Origin of the sequence: Maribacter vaceletii (assembly GCF_003634105.1) — a bacterium.
GTDB classification, from domain to species: domain Bacteria; phylum Bacteroidota; class Bacteroidia; order Flavobacteriales; family Flavobacteriaceae; genus Maribacter_B; species Maribacter_B vaceletii.
Genome location: NZ_RBIQ01000007.1, coordinates 1,286,121 through 1,305,694, shown reverse-complemented (window position 1 = coordinate 1,305,694; position 19,574 = coordinate 1,286,121). Strand labels below are relative to the sequence as shown.

General features: G+C 31.9%; 19 protein-coding genes. 12 read left to right on the top strand and 7 right to left on the bottom strand.

The window, feature by feature from the left end:
* Positions 1–17: 17 nt before the first annotated feature.
* Positions 18–1,352, bottom strand: a complete 1,335-nt coding sequence (gene gdhA, locus CLV91_RS05325; RefSeq protein WP_121064698.1) for an NADP-specific glutamate dehydrogenase — start codon at positions 1,350–1,352, stop codon at positions 18–20.
* A gap of 206 nt (positions 1,353–1,558) precedes the next feature.
* Positions 1,559–2,713, bottom strand: coding sequence for a trans-sulfuration enzyme family protein (locus tag CLV91_RS05320; protein WP_121064697.1), 1,155 nt, complete (start codon positions 2,711–2,713; stop codon positions 1,559–1,561).
* Positions 2,714–2,785: 72 nt separating this feature from the next.
* Here CLV91_RS05320 and CLV91_RS05315 point away from each other — a divergent pair, with 72 nt between their 5' ends.
* The gene (locus CLV91_RS05315; protein ID WP_245987145.1) at positions 2,786–3,553 is read left to right on the top strand and encodes a DUF3298 and DUF4163 domain-containing protein; all 768 of its coding nucleotides are present in this window, start codon (positions 2,786–2,788) and stop codon (positions 3,551–3,553) included.
* Here the strand turns inward: CLV91_RS05315 and CLV91_RS05310 are convergent.
* On the bottom strand, positions 3,546–4,004 hold the full coding sequence (locus CLV91_RS05310; RefSeq protein ID WP_121064693.1) for a DinB family protein: 459 nt from the start codon (positions 4,002–4,004) through the stop codon (positions 3,546–3,548). The genes CLV91_RS05315 and CLV91_RS05310 overlap by 8 nt on opposite strands.
* Before the next feature lie 103 nt (positions 4,005–4,107).
* Between CLV91_RS05310 and CLV91_RS05305 the strand changes: the two genes are divergently transcribed.
* Complete coding sequence (locus CLV91_RS05305) at positions 4,108–4,461, top strand: arsenate reductase family protein (protein WP_121064691.1); 354 nt, start codon at positions 4,108–4,110, stop codon at positions 4,459–4,461.
* The gene (locus CLV91_RS05300) at positions 4,458–5,351 is read left to right on the top strand and encodes a DMT family transporter (RefSeq protein WP_121064689.1); all 894 of its coding nucleotides are present in this window, start codon (positions 4,458–4,460) and stop codon (positions 5,349–5,351) included. The genes CLV91_RS05305 and CLV91_RS05300 overlap by 4 nt, the downstream gene beginning before the upstream one ends.
* Here CLV91_RS05300 and CLV91_RS05295 read toward each other — a convergent pair.
* Complete coding sequence (locus tag CLV91_RS05295) at positions 5,335–5,811, bottom strand: acyl-CoA thioesterase (RefSeq protein ID WP_121065744.1); 477 nt, start codon at positions 5,809–5,811, stop codon at positions 5,335–5,337. The genes CLV91_RS05300 and CLV91_RS05295 overlap by 17 nt on opposite strands.
* A gap of 120 nt (positions 5,812–5,931) precedes the next feature.
* Between CLV91_RS05295 and CLV91_RS05290 the strand changes: the two genes are divergently transcribed.
* The 7 genes from CLV91_RS05290 to CLV91_RS05260 all read left to right on the top strand — a co-directional run bounded on the left by CLV91_RS05290 (position 5,932) and on the right by CLV91_RS05260 (position 12,648).
* Complete coding sequence (locus CLV91_RS05290) at positions 5,932–6,906, top strand: NAD(P)H-dependent flavin oxidoreductase (RefSeq protein ID WP_121064687.1); 975 nt, start codon at positions 5,932–5,934, stop codon at positions 6,904–6,906.
* A 1-nt stretch (position 6,907) separates the two neighbouring features.
* Complete coding sequence (locus tag CLV91_RS05285) at positions 6,908–7,312, top strand: ACT domain-containing protein (RefSeq protein WP_121064685.1); 405 nt, start codon at positions 6,908–6,910, stop codon at positions 7,310–7,312.
* On the top strand, positions 7,312–8,277 hold the full coding sequence (locus CLV91_RS05280; protein WP_121064683.1) for a YheT family hydrolase: 966 nt from the start codon (positions 7,312–7,314) through the stop codon (positions 8,275–8,277). The genes CLV91_RS05285 and CLV91_RS05280 overlap by 1 nt, the downstream gene beginning before the upstream one ends.
* A gap of 42 nt (positions 8,278–8,319) precedes the next feature.
* The gene (locus tag CLV91_RS05275) at positions 8,320–8,799 is read left to right on the top strand and encodes a c-type cytochrome (RefSeq protein ID WP_121064681.1); all 480 of its coding nucleotides are present in this window, start codon (positions 8,320–8,322) and stop codon (positions 8,797–8,799) included.
* Between the two features lie 153 nt (positions 8,800–8,952).
* Positions 8,953–9,792 carry a LamG domain-containing protein gene (locus CLV91_RS05270; protein ID WP_121064679.1) on the top strand — a complete coding sequence of 280 codons (840 nt, stop codon included), beginning with the start codon at positions 8,953–8,955 and terminating at the stop codon, positions 9,790–9,792.
* Positions 9,793–9,796: 4 nt separating this feature from the next.
* Entirely contained in the window at positions 9,797–11,107 is a 1,311-nt protein-coding gene (locus tag CLV91_RS05265; protein ID WP_121064677.1) for a sulfatase-like hydrolase/transferase, read from the top strand.
* A 5-nt stretch (positions 11,108–11,112) separates the two neighbouring features.
* Positions 11,113–12,648: a sulfatase family protein gene (locus CLV91_RS05260; protein ID WP_121064674.1), complete on the top strand. Its 1,536-nt coding sequence runs from the start codon at positions 11,113–11,115 to the stop codon at positions 12,646–12,648.
* A 51-nt stretch (positions 12,649–12,699) separates the two neighbouring features.
* Here CLV91_RS05260 and CLV91_RS05255 read toward each other — a convergent pair whose 3' ends face one another.
* Positions 12,700–14,271: a SulP family inorganic anion transporter gene (locus tag CLV91_RS05255; RefSeq protein WP_121064672.1), complete on the bottom strand. Its 1,572-nt coding sequence runs from the start codon at positions 14,269–14,271 to the stop codon at positions 12,700–12,702.
* A 237-nt stretch (positions 14,272–14,508) separates the two neighbouring features.
* Entirely contained in the window at positions 14,509–15,426 is a 918-nt protein-coding gene (locus CLV91_RS05250; RefSeq protein WP_121064670.1) for a nicotinic acid mononucleotide adenyltransferase, read from the bottom strand.
* 121 nt (positions 15,427–15,547) lie between these two features.
* Here CLV91_RS05250 and CLV91_RS05245 point away from each other — a divergent pair, with 121 nt between their 5' ends.
* Positions 15,548–16,549: an NAD(P)H-dependent glycerol-3-phosphate dehydrogenase gene (locus CLV91_RS05245; RefSeq protein ID WP_121064668.1), complete on the top strand. Its 1,002-nt coding sequence runs from the start codon at positions 15,548–15,550 to the stop codon at positions 16,547–16,549.
* Positions 16,550–16,622: 73 nt separating this feature from the next.
* Entirely contained in the window at positions 16,623–17,135 is a 513-nt protein-coding gene (locus CLV91_RS05240) for a hypothetical protein (RefSeq protein ID WP_121064665.1), read from the top strand.
* A 71-nt stretch (positions 17,136–17,206) separates the two neighbouring features.
* On the opposite strand, the gene pbpC is transcribed toward CLV91_RS05240, so the two are convergent.
* Positions 17,207–19,555 (bottom strand): penicillin-binding protein 1C, encoded by a 2,349-nt coding sequence (gene pbpC / locus CLV91_RS05235; RefSeq protein ID WP_121064663.1) that lies wholly within the window; start codon positions 19,553–19,555, stop codon positions 17,207–17,209.
* Positions 19,556–19,574: the final 19 nt, after the last annotated feature.

The following is a 19,574-nucleotide window of genomic DNA, read 5'->3' as shown; positions in this document are numbered from 1 at the left end:
TCTATTTATATTTAGGTTTAAATTACACCTTGCGCTAACATAGCATCTGCAACTTTAACAAAACCAGCAATATTTGCTCCTTTTACATAATTACAAAAACCATCTTCTTCTTTGCCGAATTCAATACAAGAATTATGAATTTCTTCCATAATCCCTTTTAATCTTTCATCTACCTCTTCTCTTGTCCAACTAATTCTAAGAGAATTCTGAGACATTTCTAATCCAGAAGTTGCAACACCGCCAGCATTAGAAGCCTTTCCTGGAGCAAAAAGTATTTTGGCATCATGAAAAGCATCTGCTGTAGATGGCATATTTGCTCCTTCTGCAACACAAATACACCCATTTGCTATTAGTTGCTTTGCGTGTTCTACATTTAATTCGTTTTGCGTTGCACATGGTAATGCAATTTCACAAGTAACTCCCCAAGGTTTTTCTCCAGCATGATAGGTTGCAGAGCTATATTTTTTAGTATACTCAGAAATACGAGCACGCTTGTTATTTTTTAAATCCATAACATAAGCTAGCTTCTCTTCATCTATACCGTCTTTATCGTAAATATACCCCGCAGAATCTGAAAGTGTAACCACCTTACCCCCTAATTGAAGTACTTTTTCTGCAGCAAATTGTGCTACGTTACCAGAACCAGAAATAACAACCGTTTTTCCATTTATCTCTTGCCCTTTAGTTTTTAACATGCTTTGTGCAAAATATACTGTACCATAGCCTGTTGCTTCTGGGCGTATTTTAGAACCACCCCAAGAAAGACCCTTACCGGTTAAAACTCCCGTAAACTCGTTTCTTATTTTTTTATACATTCCAAAAAGAAACCCAATTTCTCTTGCACCAACACCAATATCTCCTGCAGGTACATCTGTATTAGGACCTATATGCCTATTTAACTCTAACATAAATGCATGGCAAAAACGCATTACCTCATCATCAGACTTACCTTTAGGGTCAAAATCTGAACCACCTTTACCACCACCCATAGGCAGTGTAGTTAAACTGTTCTTAAATACTTGCTCAAAAGCTAAAAACTTAAGAATACTTGCGTTTACTGTAGGATGAAAACGTAAGCCTCCTTTATAAGGACCAATTGCCGAGTTCATTTGTATACGATATCCTCTGTTTACATGTATTTCTCCTTTATCATCTACCCATGCAACTCTAAACGATATTAAACGTTCCGGTTCTACCATTCTTAACAGAATGTTTTTGCCATTATAAATTTCATTACTAGCAATGTATGGTATTACAGTTTCTGCTACCTCTTGTACTGCTTGGATAAACTCAGGTTCATGGCCGTTTCTTGCCTTAACCTCATCCATAAAACCTTTAATTTTTGCCTCCATAAAGCTATTTTAATATATTATGTTTTAACAATTTAGAAATATAACGGCGAAATTATGACATTACTATAATTATATCGCTATTTTTTTTAGTTAAATTATCATAATCTTAATTTAACAATCTTAATCCTACATTGTTAAAAAACTTTAAATTGCACCTTTTTATTGTTCTCTTTAAAAAGCATGCTTTTTTCACAATGTATTACTAATTACCTTAAAGCATTCTCTAAATCTTCAATTAAATCTTGCACATCTTCTATCCCAACACTAATTCTAATTAACGCATCTTTAATTCCAACTTTTTCACGTTCTTTTTTAGTCATTCCCCCATGAGACATACTTGCAGGGTGCCCAACTAAACTCTCTACACCACCAAGAGATTCTGCTAGCATAAAAAGAGAGAGTTTTTTTATAATTGCAATAGCTTTTTTATAATCTGCACCTTTTGGGAGAAAAGATAACATTGCTCCAAAATCTTTCATTTGACTTTTTGCAATTTCATGGTTAGGATGATTAGTAAAACCTGGCCAAAACACTTTTTCTACTTTAGAATGATGATTAAGAAATTCTGCAATTGTTCTTCCATTTTCGCAATGACGTTGCATTCTTACGTGTAATGTTTTAATTCCACGAAGTACTAAAAAACTATCCATAGGGCCACATATAGCTCCACTTGCATTCTGTATAAAATAGAGCTTATCTGCTAATGCTTTATCTCTAACAATGATACCACCTAAAACAGTATCACTATGTCCTCCTAAATATTTAGTAGCAGAATGCATAACTATATCTGCTCCTAAATCTAAAGGTCTTTGTAAATATGGAGATGCAAACGTATTATCAACCGCTACTAAAACCTCATGGTTTTCTGCTATTTTTGTAATAGCCTTAATATCTATTATGTTAAGCATAGGGTTTGTGGGAGTCTCTAACCAAATGAGTTTTGTTTTATTAGTAATATAAGGTTCTATAGAAACGGCATTATGCATGTCTATAAAACGAAACACTATTCCGTATTTTTCAAAAACTTGTTTAAATAATCTATAACTACCACCATACAAATCATTATTAGATATAACCTCATCCCCTGGGCTAAGTAATTTTATTATAGCATCTATAGCCGCAAGACCACTACCAAAAGCCAACCCATAATTACCATTTTCAATACTCGCCATTGCCTTTTCTAAAGCTGTTCTTGTTGGATTTGCGCTCCTAGCATACGCATAACCCTTATGCTCCCCTGGACTTTCTTGAGCAAAAGTTGATGTTTGATAAATTGGAGGCATAACCGCCCCATATGCTTTTTCTAGCTCTTGCCCACCATGTATCGTTTTACTATTAAATTTTAAAGATTTATTAGTCATAAAAAAGAATTAGTTAATACTATTTTAAATTTACAGTATTCTCCTTGGAGATTATAACGAAACCGTATTTTTGTGGCATTAAAATTATTATCTCTTTCTATGAAATATATTTATATACTACTTCTTTTATTACTTGTTTCTATTAGCTGTAAAAATGAAACACTACTAACTTTTGAAACTTTATTGATTGAAGATAAAACTTGTAAAAATTGTCCTGCAGTGACTATTGATATTCCAAAAGCATTAGAAAAAACTACTATTTCTAAAAACATAAATACTGCTTTACAAGAAGAAATTATTATCCTTTTAAATTTTGATGAAGCAACTAATGTTACTTCTATAAAAACTGCAATTGTATCTTTTAATGAAGGTTATAATAAATTAAAAGATAAATTTCCTGAAGAATCTACAAAGTGGGAAGCTGTTATTAATGGAGAGGTATTATATGAAAATAAAGATATTTTAACTATAGCTTTAGACTCTTACATTTTTACTGGTGGGGCACATGGCTATTCTGCAAAAAAATATTTAAATTTTAGTAAAAAAAATGGTGCTGAAATAGAAAATTGGGAACTTTTTAATACCAAATTTAATTTTGAAAAATTTGCTGAAATTAAATTTAGGATTCAAGAAAACATACCCCAAGACCAACCTATAAATTATACTGGTTTTATGTTCGAGGAAGATGCTTTCTATTTACCCGAAAATATTGGTTTTACCCCAAATGGCATACAATTACTTTATAACCAATATGAAGTATCTTCTTTTGCAGAGGGACCTATAGAGGTAACAATTCCTTATTCAGAAGTTAAAAAATACTTAGCCGTTAAGGTTAAATAAGTGCTTTCTTCAATGCTATAATTGCACCTAAATGCAAACCTTCATGAAAAACATTAAAGGCAATAGCATCCTTTACATTACGTAAAGTTACGTTAGCAGATGTTGTGTACTCATTGAACTCTTTAAACAAACCTTTTTTGTAATCCTCTTTTAACCATGTAACAGTTGGCAATAAAAAACTCTTTATTGTTTCTATTTCCGCATCTGTTACCGTACCATCAGGTGTAGTTCCTTTTTTAAATTTAGCAACAAAAGAAGTATCTACTTTCATAGGCAAATTACTCATTTTATATACTAATAGTTGTTGTGTAACAACAACATGAGCAATATTCCACCAAATGTTATTATTAAACCCTGCAGGTATTTTAACTAATTTTTCTTTAGGGGTACTTTCTAATACTCTAGATAATATTGTTCTGTTTTTAAGTATAATGTCAAAAAGGTTTTCCACGTGATTTTTAATTTAAATTAAAGGCCTTATAATTTATTATTCCAAAAATAGAAAATTAGGCTTTAATTAGGTTTCTTTGCTTAGTAAACTTTGAAGTAAAAAAATGAAAAAAATATATTACTTAACCACTTGCGATACCTGTAAAAGAATTATTAAAGAATTACAACCTCTAGATAACTTTGAAATGCAGGATATTAAGGCTAGTGCAATTACTCCAGAACAGTTATTAAAAATGCAAGAGTTAGCAGGCTCTTACGAAGCTTTATTTAGTAAAAGAGCTAGATTATATAAAGAAAGGAACTTAAAAGAAAAATCATTATCCGAGAGCGATTATAAAAATCTTATTCTAGAACATTATACTTTTTTAAAGAGGCCTGTATTAATTAATGGCAACCAAATTTTTATTGGAAACAGTAAAAAAACGGTTGCAGATGCAAAACTAAATATACATTCTTGAATACTAGAACACTTGCTATCCTTGCAGCAATAGGTGCAACTACAATTTATGGTATTAACCACACTATTGCTAAGGGGGTTATGCCTACTTATGTTAAACCTTTTGGTTTTATTATGTTACGTTTAGTAGGTGCCACTTTATTATTTTGGGCTGTTTCTTTTTTTGTGCCAAAAGAAATTATAGAAAAAAAAGATTGGGGAAGAGTTCTTATTTGTGCAATAACGGGAATGGGAATTAATATGCTTTCTTTTTTTAAAGGTTTAGCTTTATCTACGCCAATAAACAGTTCTGTTTTAATTACGGTTAGCCCTATTTTAGTTGTTAGTTTATCTGCACTTTTGATAAAAGAAAAAATTACTTTGCAAAAAGGAATAGGTATAACTTTAGGCTTTATAGGTGCTGTAACATTGATACTTTTTGGAGCAGAAATAAGGCAAGATGCTCCTAATATTCCACTAGGAAATTTACTTTTTATTGTAAATGCTGTTAGCTACGGCATTTATCTTATTTTAGTTAAAAAACTTCTTAATAAATACCATCCATTTACTTTAATGAAATGGCTATTTCTTATAGGCACTATTCTTTGTAGCCCTATTACAGTACCAGAATTTTTAGAAGTTAAATGGGCTACAATGCCCAAAAGTGCCGTAGGTGGAGTTGTTTTTGTGATTGTTTGTACCACTTTCTTAACATACCTCTTTAACATATTTGCATTAACCAAATTAAAAGCATCTACCGTTAGTTCTTTTGTTTACTTACAACCAATAATAGGCATTCTTTTTGCAGTTTTAGCTGGCAAAGACCATATAGATACACTAAAAATAGTTGCTACATTACTTATAATGCTTGGGGTGTATCTAGTAAGTAAAAAACCTATTCCAAATCCTTAGGAACTCTTGCAAATTTCCTAGTATTTTCTTTTGTTAGCACTCTAAATCCTTTAGGTTTCTCTACTTTAGAGAATGCATTTAAAAAACTTTGATTAAGACCTGTTAATGCTCTAGTTTTTAAATTTACCCAAGCACCCATCATTTCACAATGTGCAAAGTTTCTTCCTTTGTAATCGTAGAAATTATGGTGAAATTCAAAAAATTTACCATCTTCACTCATACCAACAACTTCCATAGATACTTTTACGGGTTTACCAGGAAAAGCTTCTTTAAAATAATACATATGTTCATAAAAAACTACTGGACCAATCCCCTCTTCTTCCATAGTTTTATGTGTAAAGCCTAATTCCATTAAAAAAGCCATTCTAGTATGGCTCATAAAATTTAAATATGCAGAGTTTGCTAAATGTCTATTAGCGTCTACATCACTCCATCGAATTTCAAAATCTTTTAAATACATAGTTATTTTTTTGTTATGCATGCATAATACTTCATAAAAATAGTATAGTTTTGAAGAACAAGGAACATTTTAAGAAAAAAATATTCTTAATTTTAATAGTTAACTCTAAAGCAAACATCTATGATTACAAAACCATCTTTTATAAAAGAGCTCTCTTTACCTGCCGTTGCTGCCCCAATGTTTTTAATTTCTGGACCGCAATTAGTTATTGAATGTTGCAAAAATGGTATTGTAGGCACCTTTCCTGCTCTTAACCAACGTACCAGTGAAGGGTTTGAAGAATGGCTTATAGAAATACAAACTGCTTTAAGTGCTTTTGAAAAAGAAACTGGCAAAAAAGCAGCTCCATTTGGTGTTAACCTTATTGTGCACCCAACTAACCCAAGGTTACAAGAAGATATAAAACTATGTATTAAATACAAAGTGCCGTTAGTAATTACTTCTTTAGGTGCAGTATCTCAAGTAGTAGACGCTATTCATAGCTATGGTGGACTAGTTTTTCATGATGTGATTAAAAAACGTCATGCAAAAAAAGCGGCTGGTGCCGGTGTAGATGGTTTAATTTTAGTTGCGGCAGGGGCTGGCGGACATGGAGGCACTATAAATCCTATGACTTTAGTCTCTGAAATAAAACAGTTTTTTGACAAAACTATTCTACTCTCTGGTTGTATAAGTACTGGTAGAGATATTGCTTCTGCATTACAAATGGGAGCAGATTTGGCATACATGGGTACTCGTTTTATTAATACGAATGAAAGTAAAGCTACAGAAGAATATAGAAAAATGATTATTGAGGCTGGAGCCAGTGATGTTGTTTATACGGCATCTATCTCTGGAGTACATGCCAATTTTTTGGGAGCAAGTTTACAAGCTGCTGGTATTACAGAAGAAGATTTAAAAAAAGATACAAAAATAGATTTTGGAAAAGAAATGGATACCGAGGCTAAAGCATGGAAAACTATCTGGTCTGCTGGGCAAGGAGTAGCTACTATAGAGAATACCACTTCTGTATCCCAGTTGGTCACTAATCTAAAATCTGAATTTCAATTTGCCATTGAAGAACAAACAAAATATCTAGAAATATATCCTAAATAATATGTCTGGAGAATTAGATTTGAGTAAGTTAATAGAAGGAATGACTCCTAAATTAAATAAAGGAAGTTATGTTTTTACAACCGTTAAAAATATAAATCTAATAGATAGAAAAGATACTATTTGCGAGTTTAAAGAACAAGAAGGTACTACAATTGTTATGGAACAACAAAAAGCAGACTCTTTAGGTCTTACCTATAAATATGTTGCTGCATGGATTACTCTAATGATACACTCTTCTTTAGATGCTGTAGGTTTAACTGCATTATTTTCTTCAGAATTAGCAAAACACAATATTAGTTGTAATGTAATTGCAGGCTATTATCACGATCATATTTTTATAGATAAAAAAGATGCAAAAAAAGCAATTACCGTTTTATCAGAATTATCTAAGAATTATTCTAACTAATGCCAATTATCCCTTCTTTATACCACCCTCCATTACTGTTTAAAAATGGTCATTTTTCTACTATTTACTCAGGTTTATTTAGAAAAGTTTCTGGAGTAAAACAACAAAGAGAAAGAATAGTTTTAACAGACGGAGACTTTTTAGATTTAGATTGGAGCTATTCTAAAAGCCAAACAAACAAAGTTGCTATTATAGTTCATGGGTTAGAAGGCAACGCGCAAAGAGCTTATGTATTAGGAAGTGCAAAACTATTTAATTTATCTAATTATGATTGCTGCTCTATTAATTTACGAGGCTGCAGTGGCGAAACCAACACTTTATTCCGTTCTTACCACTCTGGTGCTACTGAAGATTTAAACGCTGTAATTAGCCATATTCTAGAAAATAAAAATTATGATGAGCTTTACTTAAAAGGGTTTAGCTTAGGAGGAAATTTAGTTTTAAAATATTTAGGGGAACGGCCTACAAAAGTTCCTTCACAAATTAAATCTGCCGTGGCAATATCTGTTCCATGTAATCTAAAAAACTCTCAAGAACAGTTTTTAAAAACAAATAACATTTTATACGCTAAACGTTTTAAAAAGCACCTAAAAGAAAAATTAGTTGAAAAACTAGAAATTTTTCCAGATTTAATTTCAACAAAAGAAATACAAAACATAAAGACTTTAAAAGATTTTGATGATACCTATACAAGCAAAGCACATGGATTTAAAAACGCCTTAGATTACTATAAAAATTGTAGTTCTCTTCAGTTTTTACCCAATATTAAAATTCCAACTTTATTAATAAATGCTAAAAATGATTCTTTTTTAGGAGTCGATTGTTATCCATATTTAGAGGCAAAAAATAGCCTCTCTTTATATTTTGAAATTCCTAATTTTGGTGGCCATGTTGGTTTTTTTGGCAAAGAAAACATTACTTATAGCGAAAAAAGAGGGTTAAATTTCTTTAATGAAGTGTATTAATTTTTTCTATTTATTATCTTAGGCGCAAAATCAAACAAAACAATGAAAAAAATATTCAGCATTTTAGCATTAGGAGCTTTAATCGTAAGCTGCGGAGAGAAAAAAGAAGAAAAAAAACCTGGTTTTGAAATGAACAGAACCAAAACAGAAGCAAAAACTACAACAGAGACTCAAGAAGTACCAGTAGATTTAAGTAATAAAGGAGTAGGGCCAATTACTGCTATAACACTTGATGCTGATATTAATACAGATATGGCTACTGCAGGTGAAGAAAAATTTAGAACAGTTTGTACAGCTTGCCATATGGTAGACAAACGTATGATTGGACCTGCTTTAAAAGGTGTATTAGATCGTAGAAGCCCAGAGTGGGTAATGAATATGATTTTAAACCCAGATAAGATGATAAAAGAAGACCCTATTGCACAGGCTTTATTAAAAGAATATAACAATGCAATTATGATAAACCAAAACCTTAGTGAAGGAGATGCAAGGTCAATTTTAGAGTATCTTAGAACTTTATAAGACTTTTAAAAAACTATAATATACAAGAGCCACCTACTTAGGTGGCTTTTTTTTTGTAAACAACAGTGTTATTTTATAGACCATATGTAGCAGTATTTAGAAGACAATATGCATAGCTTTACACAACGATTAAAATGATCACATCTAATCATTATGAAAAAGAAAATTGCATATTTAATTTTATTTATAATTACGTTTCAATTAACAGCACAAACTCCTAATGCACCTGAAGGTTACAAATGGGTAAAAAATGAAAAGTTTACAGATGAATTTAATGGCACAAAATTAAATGCTGATAAATGGTATGATAGATCCCCTTACTGGGTAAATGGAAGGCCTCCAGCTACTTTTAGAGCTTCCCAAGTATCTGTGAAAGACGGTAACTTACAAATAAAAAATTCTGTTTTAAAGGGAGACAAAAAATATACTATTAAAGGAGGTGCAGTAGCATCTGTTGCTAAAGATGGATTTTACGGTTATTATGAAGCCAAAATGAAAGCATCTAGCATTAGTATGTCTTCTACCTTCTGGATGAAAAATAAACCAAACCCTAAAGATTGCCCAAGAGAACAACATGAATTAGATATAGTTGAAGTTGTTGGGCAACAAAAAAGAAAACTAGATTTTAGAACTAAACTCCACTCTAACACCCACATTTTTAATACCGATTGTAATGGCGAAAAATCTACAAAATCGCAAGGAGGGACTGCTAAAATAAATCCCCCTGCAAATGAAGCTTATCATGTTTATGGATGTTGGTGGGTAGACGCTACTACTATTAAAATATATTTAGATGGTGTATATCAATTTACAATGAACCCTAGTACATATTATAACAAAACTCCATTTAACAAGCCTATGTACATGCATATGGTTACAGAAACCTATAATTGGGAAACTCCACCAACTCCAGAAGAATTAGCCAATGACACTAAAAACACAACGTATTATGATTGGGTAAGAGCATATACTCTAGAACCAATCAAAAAATAAGAAAATGCAAAAATTACTTTTTAGTATAGCTATATTTTTAGTACATTTTTTTGGAGTAGCCCAGCCTAATATTATTTTAATAGAATCTGATGACCAAAGTAATGTTGCCGTAGGCGCCTACAGATTTGGAAATATTAAAACACCTAACATAGATAAAATAGCAGAATCTGGTGTCTATTTTACCAATGCCTATAATATGGGGTGCTGGTCTCCTGCTGTATGTATTCCTAGTAGAACTATGCTGTTTAATGGAACTTTTTTATGGAATGCATCTAAAATTACTAAAAAAAATGTTCCAGGCCCATCGCTTACAGAACGCTTAAAAACTGCTGGTTACGAAACCTACGTAACTGGAAAATGGCATGCACTTGGTAAATCTCCAAAAGCAACCTTTGATAATTATGGCACCATATTACCAGGGCAATTAAAGACTTATAATAGTAAAGATGGCCATTATACTGATATAGTAGGAAAAGAGTCTGTAGCGTTTATTAAAATGGCTGCTAAAAGGAAAAAACCTTTCTTTTTATACACCGCATTTAATGCTCCGCATGTTCCCAGGCAAACAGAACAAAAATATTATGATATGTATCCTCCAAAAGAGGTTATATTACCCCCTAGCGTAAAAGCTGGCCCTTTACATCCAAATATAAAATATAATTACACCTCTGCGCCTTTAAACCCTAAAACTATGAAAAATCGTTACCAACAAAATAATGCAATGGTAACCCATATGGACGATCGTATCGGAGACATTATCTCTGCTTTAAAAAACAATGGATTATATGAAAATTCTATAATAGTATTTATGTCCGATCATGGTATAAGTTTTGGAGAAAATGGGGTTGCAGGTAAAGTATGTTTATATGATATAAGTGCAAAAGCACCCTTAATAATAATGGGCCCTGGAATGCCACAAAATAAAAAGAAAAAAGAACGTATATATCTACAAGATATATACCCAACTATATTAGAGTTAGTAGGAATAGACATTCCTGAATATATTGAATTTAATTCCTTAGTCCCACAGATAGAGGATAATACTATAGTAAGCCCTTATTCATCTATATACCTAGCTATGTTTAATGACCAAAGAGCTATTGTCAAGGATAATTATAAACTTATCTTATATCCCCAAGCTAAAGCTGCAGAATTGTATAATTTAAAACTAGATCCTTGGGAAACTAAAAATATAATTACAGATAAAACGAAAACACCAACTTTAAAAAAAATGGGGGCTGCTATGCTACAATGGCAAAAAAACACAGGAGACACTTTAAATTTAAAATACATTTATCCAAATTACTTTAAATAAAAAATATGATTTATACTTTCAAAAAACAGTTGTTCCAATTCTTTTTTCTGAATATATCCCTAATTTTTTCTTTAGCTAACGCCCAAGAACAACCAAATGTGGTGGTAATTCTTGCAGACGACATAGGTGTTGGAGATATATCTCACTATAGAAAAATTAATTCGGATAAAATTATTGTTGAAACTCCAACGATTGATAAATTATCTGAATCCGGAATGATATTTACCAATGCCCATTCACCAGCTGCTCTTTGCGCTCCTTCCCGTTATGCAATTATGACTGGTAATCATTGCTACCGTAGTGATTTTCCTTGGGGAGTTTGGGGTGCTTACCAAGAATCTCCTATTAAACCCAACCAACTTACTCTAGGGAAACTTATGAAAAACGCAGGTTACCAAACTGCATTTTTTGGAAAATGGCATTTAGGAGGAAATTATTTCAGAAAAGGGGATACCACCCAAATATATAGAGGGTTAAGAAATAAGCCAGAAACAGAAGTAGATATTCGAAAAATTGTTTCTGGTGGCCCACAATCTAACGGTTTTGATTATAGTGTAACACTTGCTGCAGGAATACAAGCCTCTCCTTATGCTGTCTATGAAAATGGAAATATGATGCCGTTACAGAATGATTCTCGTATTGACTACATATCGCAAAAAGACATGGACAAAATAGGAGTTAAACTGGATAAGTTAGAAGGGTTAGGCGATAGTAATTGGGATCCTCATTTAATTGGTGGTGTTTTAGCTAATAAGGCTATCTCTTATATTGAAAAAAGAGAAGAAAAAAAGCCTTTCTTTATGTATTACTCTACTCAAGCGGTACATTTACCACATACCCCATCTAAAGAATTAAATGGTAAAAAAGTAGCAGGTACAACTCCATCTAATCATTTAGACCTAGTTAAAGAACTAGATATACAAATAGAAATGCTTGTACAATCTTTAAAGAAAAAGAAACTGTACGATAATACTTTAATAATTATAACATCAGACAATGGTGGTTTACATACTCCTAATACGCTAAAGGCTAATCATAATTCTAGCAGTATTTACCGTGGGCATAAAAATCTTTGCTATGAAGGTGGCCATCGTGTTCCTTTTATTGCTTCATGGCCAAATAAGATAAAACCAAACTCTAAATCCGATGTTCCTATTATTGGTTTAGATGTTATGGCAACCTTAGCAGAAATAACAAATCAAGAATTAGATTCTGAAAACGCCTTAGATTCTTCTTCTTTATTACCCATATTCTTAGGAGAATCTAACTTAAGACCTCACCCTTTTCTAATGTTACAAAGTGGTACAGCTCAAGAAGGAATTATTATTGATGGAGATTTTAAACTTATAATTACTATTGATAAAAAGGATAAAACCTATACTACCAGAAAACCTTATGCTTTATTTAATTTAAAGAAAGACCCTACTGAAAAGGAAAAAAATAATTTAATAAACAACCCTAACTATAAAAAAACAGTAAATCTTCTTTTTAAAAAGTATAACACAACAAGAGATAGTAAAATTATTACTGGTATACGTTAAAACACTAATTTAAATGATTGCTTAGGAGTTATTCCTAAGCGATCATTTAAATTATTTAGCAACTACTTTATAAGTAGGATCCTCTAAAACATTTACATCTATAATATCATCAGCATCTTTAAGTAAGCGTATACAATCTTTACTTAAATGCCTTAAATGTACTTTTTTACCCACTTTTTGGTAACGTTCTGTAAGTTTATTTAAGGCTTCTATACCAGACATATCTGCTACTCTACTTTCTTTAAAGTCTATAATTATCTCTTCTGGGTCTCCTTGAACATCAAACTTCTCATTAAAAAGTGTTGTAGAACCAAAAAACAAAGGGCCAAAAATTTCATAATGCTTAATTCCATCCTCGTCAACATGTTTTCTTGCTCTAATACGTTTTGCATTTTCCCAAGAATATGCAAGTGCAGAAATTATTACTCCTAATAATACAGCTACAGCAAGATTATGAGTTATAGCTGTAATTAAAGTTACTAGTACCATTACTATAACATCAGAATTTGGCATTTTTCTAAAAGTTTTAAAACTTGCCCACTCAAACGTACCTATAGCTACCATAAACATTAATCCTACCAAAGCAGCCATTGGTAACTGCTCTATTAGATTAGACCCAAACATTATAAATACCAAAAGCATTACTGCTGCTGTTATTCCAGATAAACGAGCTCTAGCTCCTGAAGAGGTGTTAATTAAACTTTGCCCAATCATTGCACAACCACCCATTCCTGATAAAAACCCAGAAAGTATGTTTGCTGTTCCCTGTGCTACACACTCTTTATTGCCACTACCTCTAGTATCTGTAATCTCATCAATAATATTTAGGGTAAGTAAACTTTCTATTAAACCTACACCAGCTACAATTGCAGCATACGGAAAAATAATTTTAAAAGTTTCTAATGTTAATGGAATATTAGGAATAGAGAGGGGAGGAAAACCACCTTTTATAGACTCTCCTTCTTTCATGGTGTCTGCTACTGTAAGGGTATCTACACCAAAACCAATAACAATTGCAGAAACTACTATAATAGCAACTAATGAAGAAGGTATTGCTTTTGTTAACTTTGGTAATCCCCAAATTATTAACATAGTTAAGAGAGTTAAACCAAGCATTACATACATAGCACTCCCTTCTAAAAGATTTTCTGTTCCTTTTTGATAAAAATTAGGAAACTGTGCCATAAAAATAATAATGGCTAAACCGTTTACAAACCCGAACATTACAGGATGCGGTACTAAACGTATAAATTTACCTAGACGTAAAACTCCGGCTAATATTTGTAAAACCCCTGCTATAATAACAGTGGCAAAGACATAATTAAGAATTGTCTCTGGCTCAATTCCTGGAAAGTTTCTTTTTAATTCTAAAATAAGACCTATAAAGACAACGGCAACAGCACCTGTTGCACCAGAAATCATTCCTGGTCTACCACCAAAAATAGAAGTAATTAATGCCAATACAAAAGCAGCATAAAGGCCTGTTAAAGGAGAAAATCCTGGAATTAACGCAAAAGCTATTGCTTCTGGCACTAATGCTAGGGCTACCGTTAATCCAGATAGTATTTCTGTTTTATAATTTACTTTTTGTTTAAAATCGAAAAGATTTAGATACTTTTTCACATCACTAATTTAAGGGCGCAAAAATAGAACAATTTCTTTTGGAACACCTCAAAGTGTTTAATAATTAAGGATATAGCTAATTTTTATTAAAAATTTAAACTTCTTAGTGTCCTTAATAACAAACCGTTACAGAATAACCAAAATAAAAAACCGCTTTAAACATATTGCTTAAAGCGGTTCTTAACTAAATAACCAACCAAAAAATTCTTCTAAGAAAGTTTTAATAAGACTTTCTTGTTACTTTATTTTTCTACTTCGTTTTACATTCATTGTAGGATTCGAAGTCTTTTTTCTCTTTTTACTTACCGAGCTTTTTCCCGATTTTAAGTACTGCTGATACCCTTTTCCTGTAAACTCATAAACCGTTTTACTATCTGGGTGATATAGCTCTATAGTACTATCATTAATAACGTATAGTTCAAAGTAATCATTGCCCATGAAATCATATGCAAGTGTTAAAGTTTTAAGCGTTTCATCGTTTTCTATGTCATACACCTGATATTCTCCTTCAAAATCCCACTGTAATCTAGAAATAGAGGTGCCATTTTTATCTATAGATGACCTAAAGTAATCTGGTAAAAATTGTAAATAATTCTCTTCATCAAAATCATTTATTGCTCCTTCTTCACTAGTATAACTTTTTTCCCAAGCATCATACTCTTGCAAAAAGTAGTTTATGTTATCATAAAACACGTAATCATAATCAAACGTATCTGTATAATATCCTTTTAAAAAGTAAGATGTTCTAGATCCAGCATCATACAATTCTATTGTATTATTATTAACCGTAAGCACTTCTAATATCCAAGAACCATCTACATCATGATCTATATCTACCGCACCACTATAGCCATCATAATATCCTACAGGGATTCCAAAGCCATTTCCGGTGTTACCAATACCTACAATATTATTATTAGCATACATTTTCCCGTTTTTAAATGAAACGGTAAATGCTCGCTGTAAAAAAGGAACTTCGCCATTACCCTTGGTCGCGTTAATATCTATATACCATAAGTCATACGATTGTAAAACCTGATTGGTAGTATAAATTGGTTCCTCTATATATTCGTCTTCTATTATTACATCTGCATAACAAGAAGAAAGTAAGGTTCCTACTAATATAAATCCTATAAGTAATTTTACTGCTTTCATCTTTTAAATATTTTAAATTCCCTTAATACAAAACAAACCTTGTGCCAAAAAATTTACAATGCTTATATTGTACTAAAGAAAGCTCCTTAAATTTTGGTAATTTTGGAGGATTAATACTATAATGTATAAACGGATGAAATTTGCAGTTTTAGGAGGAGGAAGTTGGGCTACAGCTATTGTTAAGATGCTAACCGAAAACCAAGACCAAGTTATTTGGTATATGCGTAATGAAGATGCTATTACCCATATTAAAACCGAAAAACACAACCCAAATTATTTAAGCTCTGTAGAATTTCATCTGGAACAATTACATTTAACTTCAGATATTAACGAAGCTGTTTCTAATGCCGATTTATTAATATTTGCCATACCCTCTGCTTTTTTAGATATTGAATTACAAAAACTTACAGTTTCTTTAGAGAACAAAATTGTATTCTCTGCTATAAAAGGAATTGTACCTGAAACTGGACTAATTGTTGGGGAACACTTTCATGAAAAGTACGCTATCCCTTTTGAAAACATTGGTGTTATTACTGGTCCCTGCCATGCAGAGGAAGTTGCCTTAGAAAGATTATCCTATTTAACCATTGCTTGTGCAGACCAAGAAAAGGCAACAATTGTAGCAGAAAACTTAAAAAGCCATTACATAAAAACTAAAATATCGGACGATATTATAGGAACAGAATATGCTGCTATGCTAAAAAATATTTATGCAATTGCTGCTGGAATTTCTCATGGACTTGGTTACGGTGATAATTTCCAAAGTGTTCTTATGAGCAATTCTATTCGTGAAATGAAACGTTTTATTAAACGTGTGCATAAAATGAAAAGAAACATTAACAATTCAGCTTATTTAGGTGATTTATTAGTGACTGGTTATTCTACTTTTAGTCGTAACCGTATGTTTGGCAATATGATTGGTAAAGGATATACTGTAAAAAGTGCTATGATGGAAATGAGTATGGTTGCCGAAGGGTATTATGCTACCAAAAGTGCACATTTACTAATGCAAAAAATTAACAAAGAGTCGGGAACACCAATTATAGATGCTGTTTATGAAGTATTATATAAAGGAAGAAACCCAAAAAAAATATTTACTGCCCTTACAGATAAGTTAGATTAAATAGAGAATAAACTAATTAATAATTATGCTTAATATTATAAATAAGTGTTATGTATAATTATAAACAAACTTTATGGAAATATTGAAAATAGCCACTGAGTGGGCAAAAGCCGAGGTTTTCTCAACACGTTTTTTTATTCTTTTTGGATTTTTATTTTTATTAGCAAGTGTTGGATTTTTGCAATTGGGAAAAACTGATTTGGCAAAGGCATACATTATTCCAACATTAGTGGCTGGTTTATTACTTATGACCATAGGAGTTGGTTTGTTTTTCACAAATAAATCAAGAATTACTCAATTTAAAAAAGCATTTAATGCCGATGCACCGTCTTTTTATCAATCTGAAATTGAACGTTCCGAAAGTACTTTAAAAGAATATGCAGTTGTATTCAAGGTTATTCCTATTCTAATTATTATAGCGGCACTTCTTATTCTCTTTATTAATTCGCCAACTTGGAGAGCAATTAGTATTACAACTATTGCGATGTTAATAATTATCTTATTAGTTGATGGAACTGCACATTCCAGAATTGTATCCTATCATAAAGAATTGAAGTTGATAGATAAAAATGAACTCCAAAAATAACGGTATACAACAATACATTCTATAAAAACCCTTAATCTATTCTTAGATATATTACTATAATTATAAACTACTTACTCTATTATAACCCTTATAACAGCTTCATTACCCAAAGCATCTATAACTGTAATTTTGTGTTTTCCTTCTGAAGGAATAATTCCAATTTCATGAAAATTAGTTGTTTCTTTTATGAACTCTTCATCTACATACCAATACACTGGCGTTTCTTGTTTTGAGTGCGCTAGTTTTAAAATAAGTTCTCCCTTTTCTCCATTAAATCCTTTAGTAAGCGTAATTCTGTTTCCATCCTTTGGGTAAATAAATTGCATAGGAGAAACATTTGTTGGCTTGCACGCCCTTTTAAAGCTTGGGAGTATTCTATAATCAAGATGCGTTTTTTTATAATAAAACTCCATTAAAGGTGGTAGTACAAACCAAGATTCTGTTATTGTATTGGATAAATCTGCGCAGGAAGAATTTACCCTAAATTGTTTCTTTGCATCTAATTGTATGTTTTTATGATAAGAGCATTCCTTAATCTTATTTTCTTTATTTGGAATAGAAATGGTCATGGATGGGCAAATAGGAGTTGCTAAATACCCGCTTTTAGCACAAACTCTAGTATCGATAAATTCATCTAAAGGTTTTGCAAACCAGTCCAATTTTGGTAACACATCAAAAACATCAAATAAAATAGGGGCAGCACTACTTACTCCAGTATGGTTTGGTCTTCCTTCTCCATCTGCATTACCAGCCCAAACACCAACCACATAATCTTTTGTTACCCCAATAGCCCAAGCGTCTTTATTACCATAACTAGTACCTGTTTTCCAAGCTATTTCTTTACTGCTGTCATAAAATTCCCAAGATTCGCTCCCTTCTGGTCTATTCACTTCTTTCATAGCTTCAAATGTCAAGTAAATACTCCCCGCATCGAAAGTGTTCTTTTCTCTACTTAATTCTCCAAAATTTACGTTCTCTTTCTTTTCTAAAATTGGGGCTACAAATTCGTTTTTATAGTACTCGCTAGAGGTATCATTAAAATGATTTACAGTAGAAGCTAAATTTGCATAGCTTTTACATAAATCCCAAAGATTGCTTTCTGCCCCTCCTAAAATTAAGGTTAAACCATAATGGTCTGCAGATTTATTAATTCCTTCTAGATTAAAATAATTAAGCTGATCACGAAATTTTTCTAAACCATACGATTGTAATAAACGTACTGCAGGAATATTTAAAGACCTCGCCAATGCCTTCTTGGCTGTTACAGCGCCACTATAATCTTCATTAAAATTCTCTGGCGTATATCCTGCAATTTGGGTGGGTACATCTGGCACCAACATTTCTGGCAACAATTCACCAGCATCTAGCATAGCAGTATAAAGCAATGGTTTTATTACACTTCCCGTACTTCTATTAGCGTTTATTAGATTAACATCTTTTTGAAACTCCTTAGTTGTTGGTGTATTTCCAACATAGGCTAAGACTTTTCTAGTTTTTACATCTAAAACTAAAACTCCTGCATTATGCACTAAATTTTGTTTTAATCTTTGGTAATGTTTTTCTACTATTCTATTTGCATTTTTTTGTAACCCCCTATCTATAGATGTTGTTATTCTTTCCCCTTTATATTTTTTTGCAATTTCTTGCACTAAATGTGGTGCTATTTTTGGTAAAGCATACGGTTTTTGTGGCAACTCTTCTAGTAAAGCTAACTCGTATGTTGTTTTATCAAAAACACCTATTTCTAATAGCTTTTTTAAAAGTCGATTTCTTTTTTTTAATAATAGCTCTTGGTTTTTTCCAGGATAAATTAAACTTGGAACATTTGGTAAAACTGCTAAAGTAGCAGATTGTGCCCATGATAGTTGGTAAGCTTGTAAGCCATAGTACCGCCAAGACGCTACTTCTAAACCTACTACATTGCCTCCAAAAGGGGCATTACTAGTATACAATTCTAAAATTTCCTTTTTAGAATGTCTTAACTCTAACCTTGTTGCCCAAACTAACTCTATTACTTTTTCTAGGTAAGACCGTTTCTTATTTTCTCTTGCCAAGCGAATAACCTGTTGGGTAATAGTACTACCTCCACGAAGTGTTTTACCCGCATACAAATTGGTTTTAATAGCCTTAGCCATAGAAACTGGATTAAATCCAGGATGCTTATAAAAATGTGCATCTTCAAACTGAATAATACACGTTTTAAATTTATAAGGTACACTATCCACTTTTGGAAATCGCCATTGCCCATCTGCTGCAATAGTAGCTCCTATTAAAGTATTATCACTACTCTCTACTACGGTTGCTGTTGGGCTATTAAATAAAACATTAGGAAGACAAAAATAATAAAGAATGCATAACACACTAAAAACAAAAAGTTTCTTTGGATGTCTTTTTAGAAACTGTGCTATTCTTTTTTTCATAATCTAGGAACGCATCCAA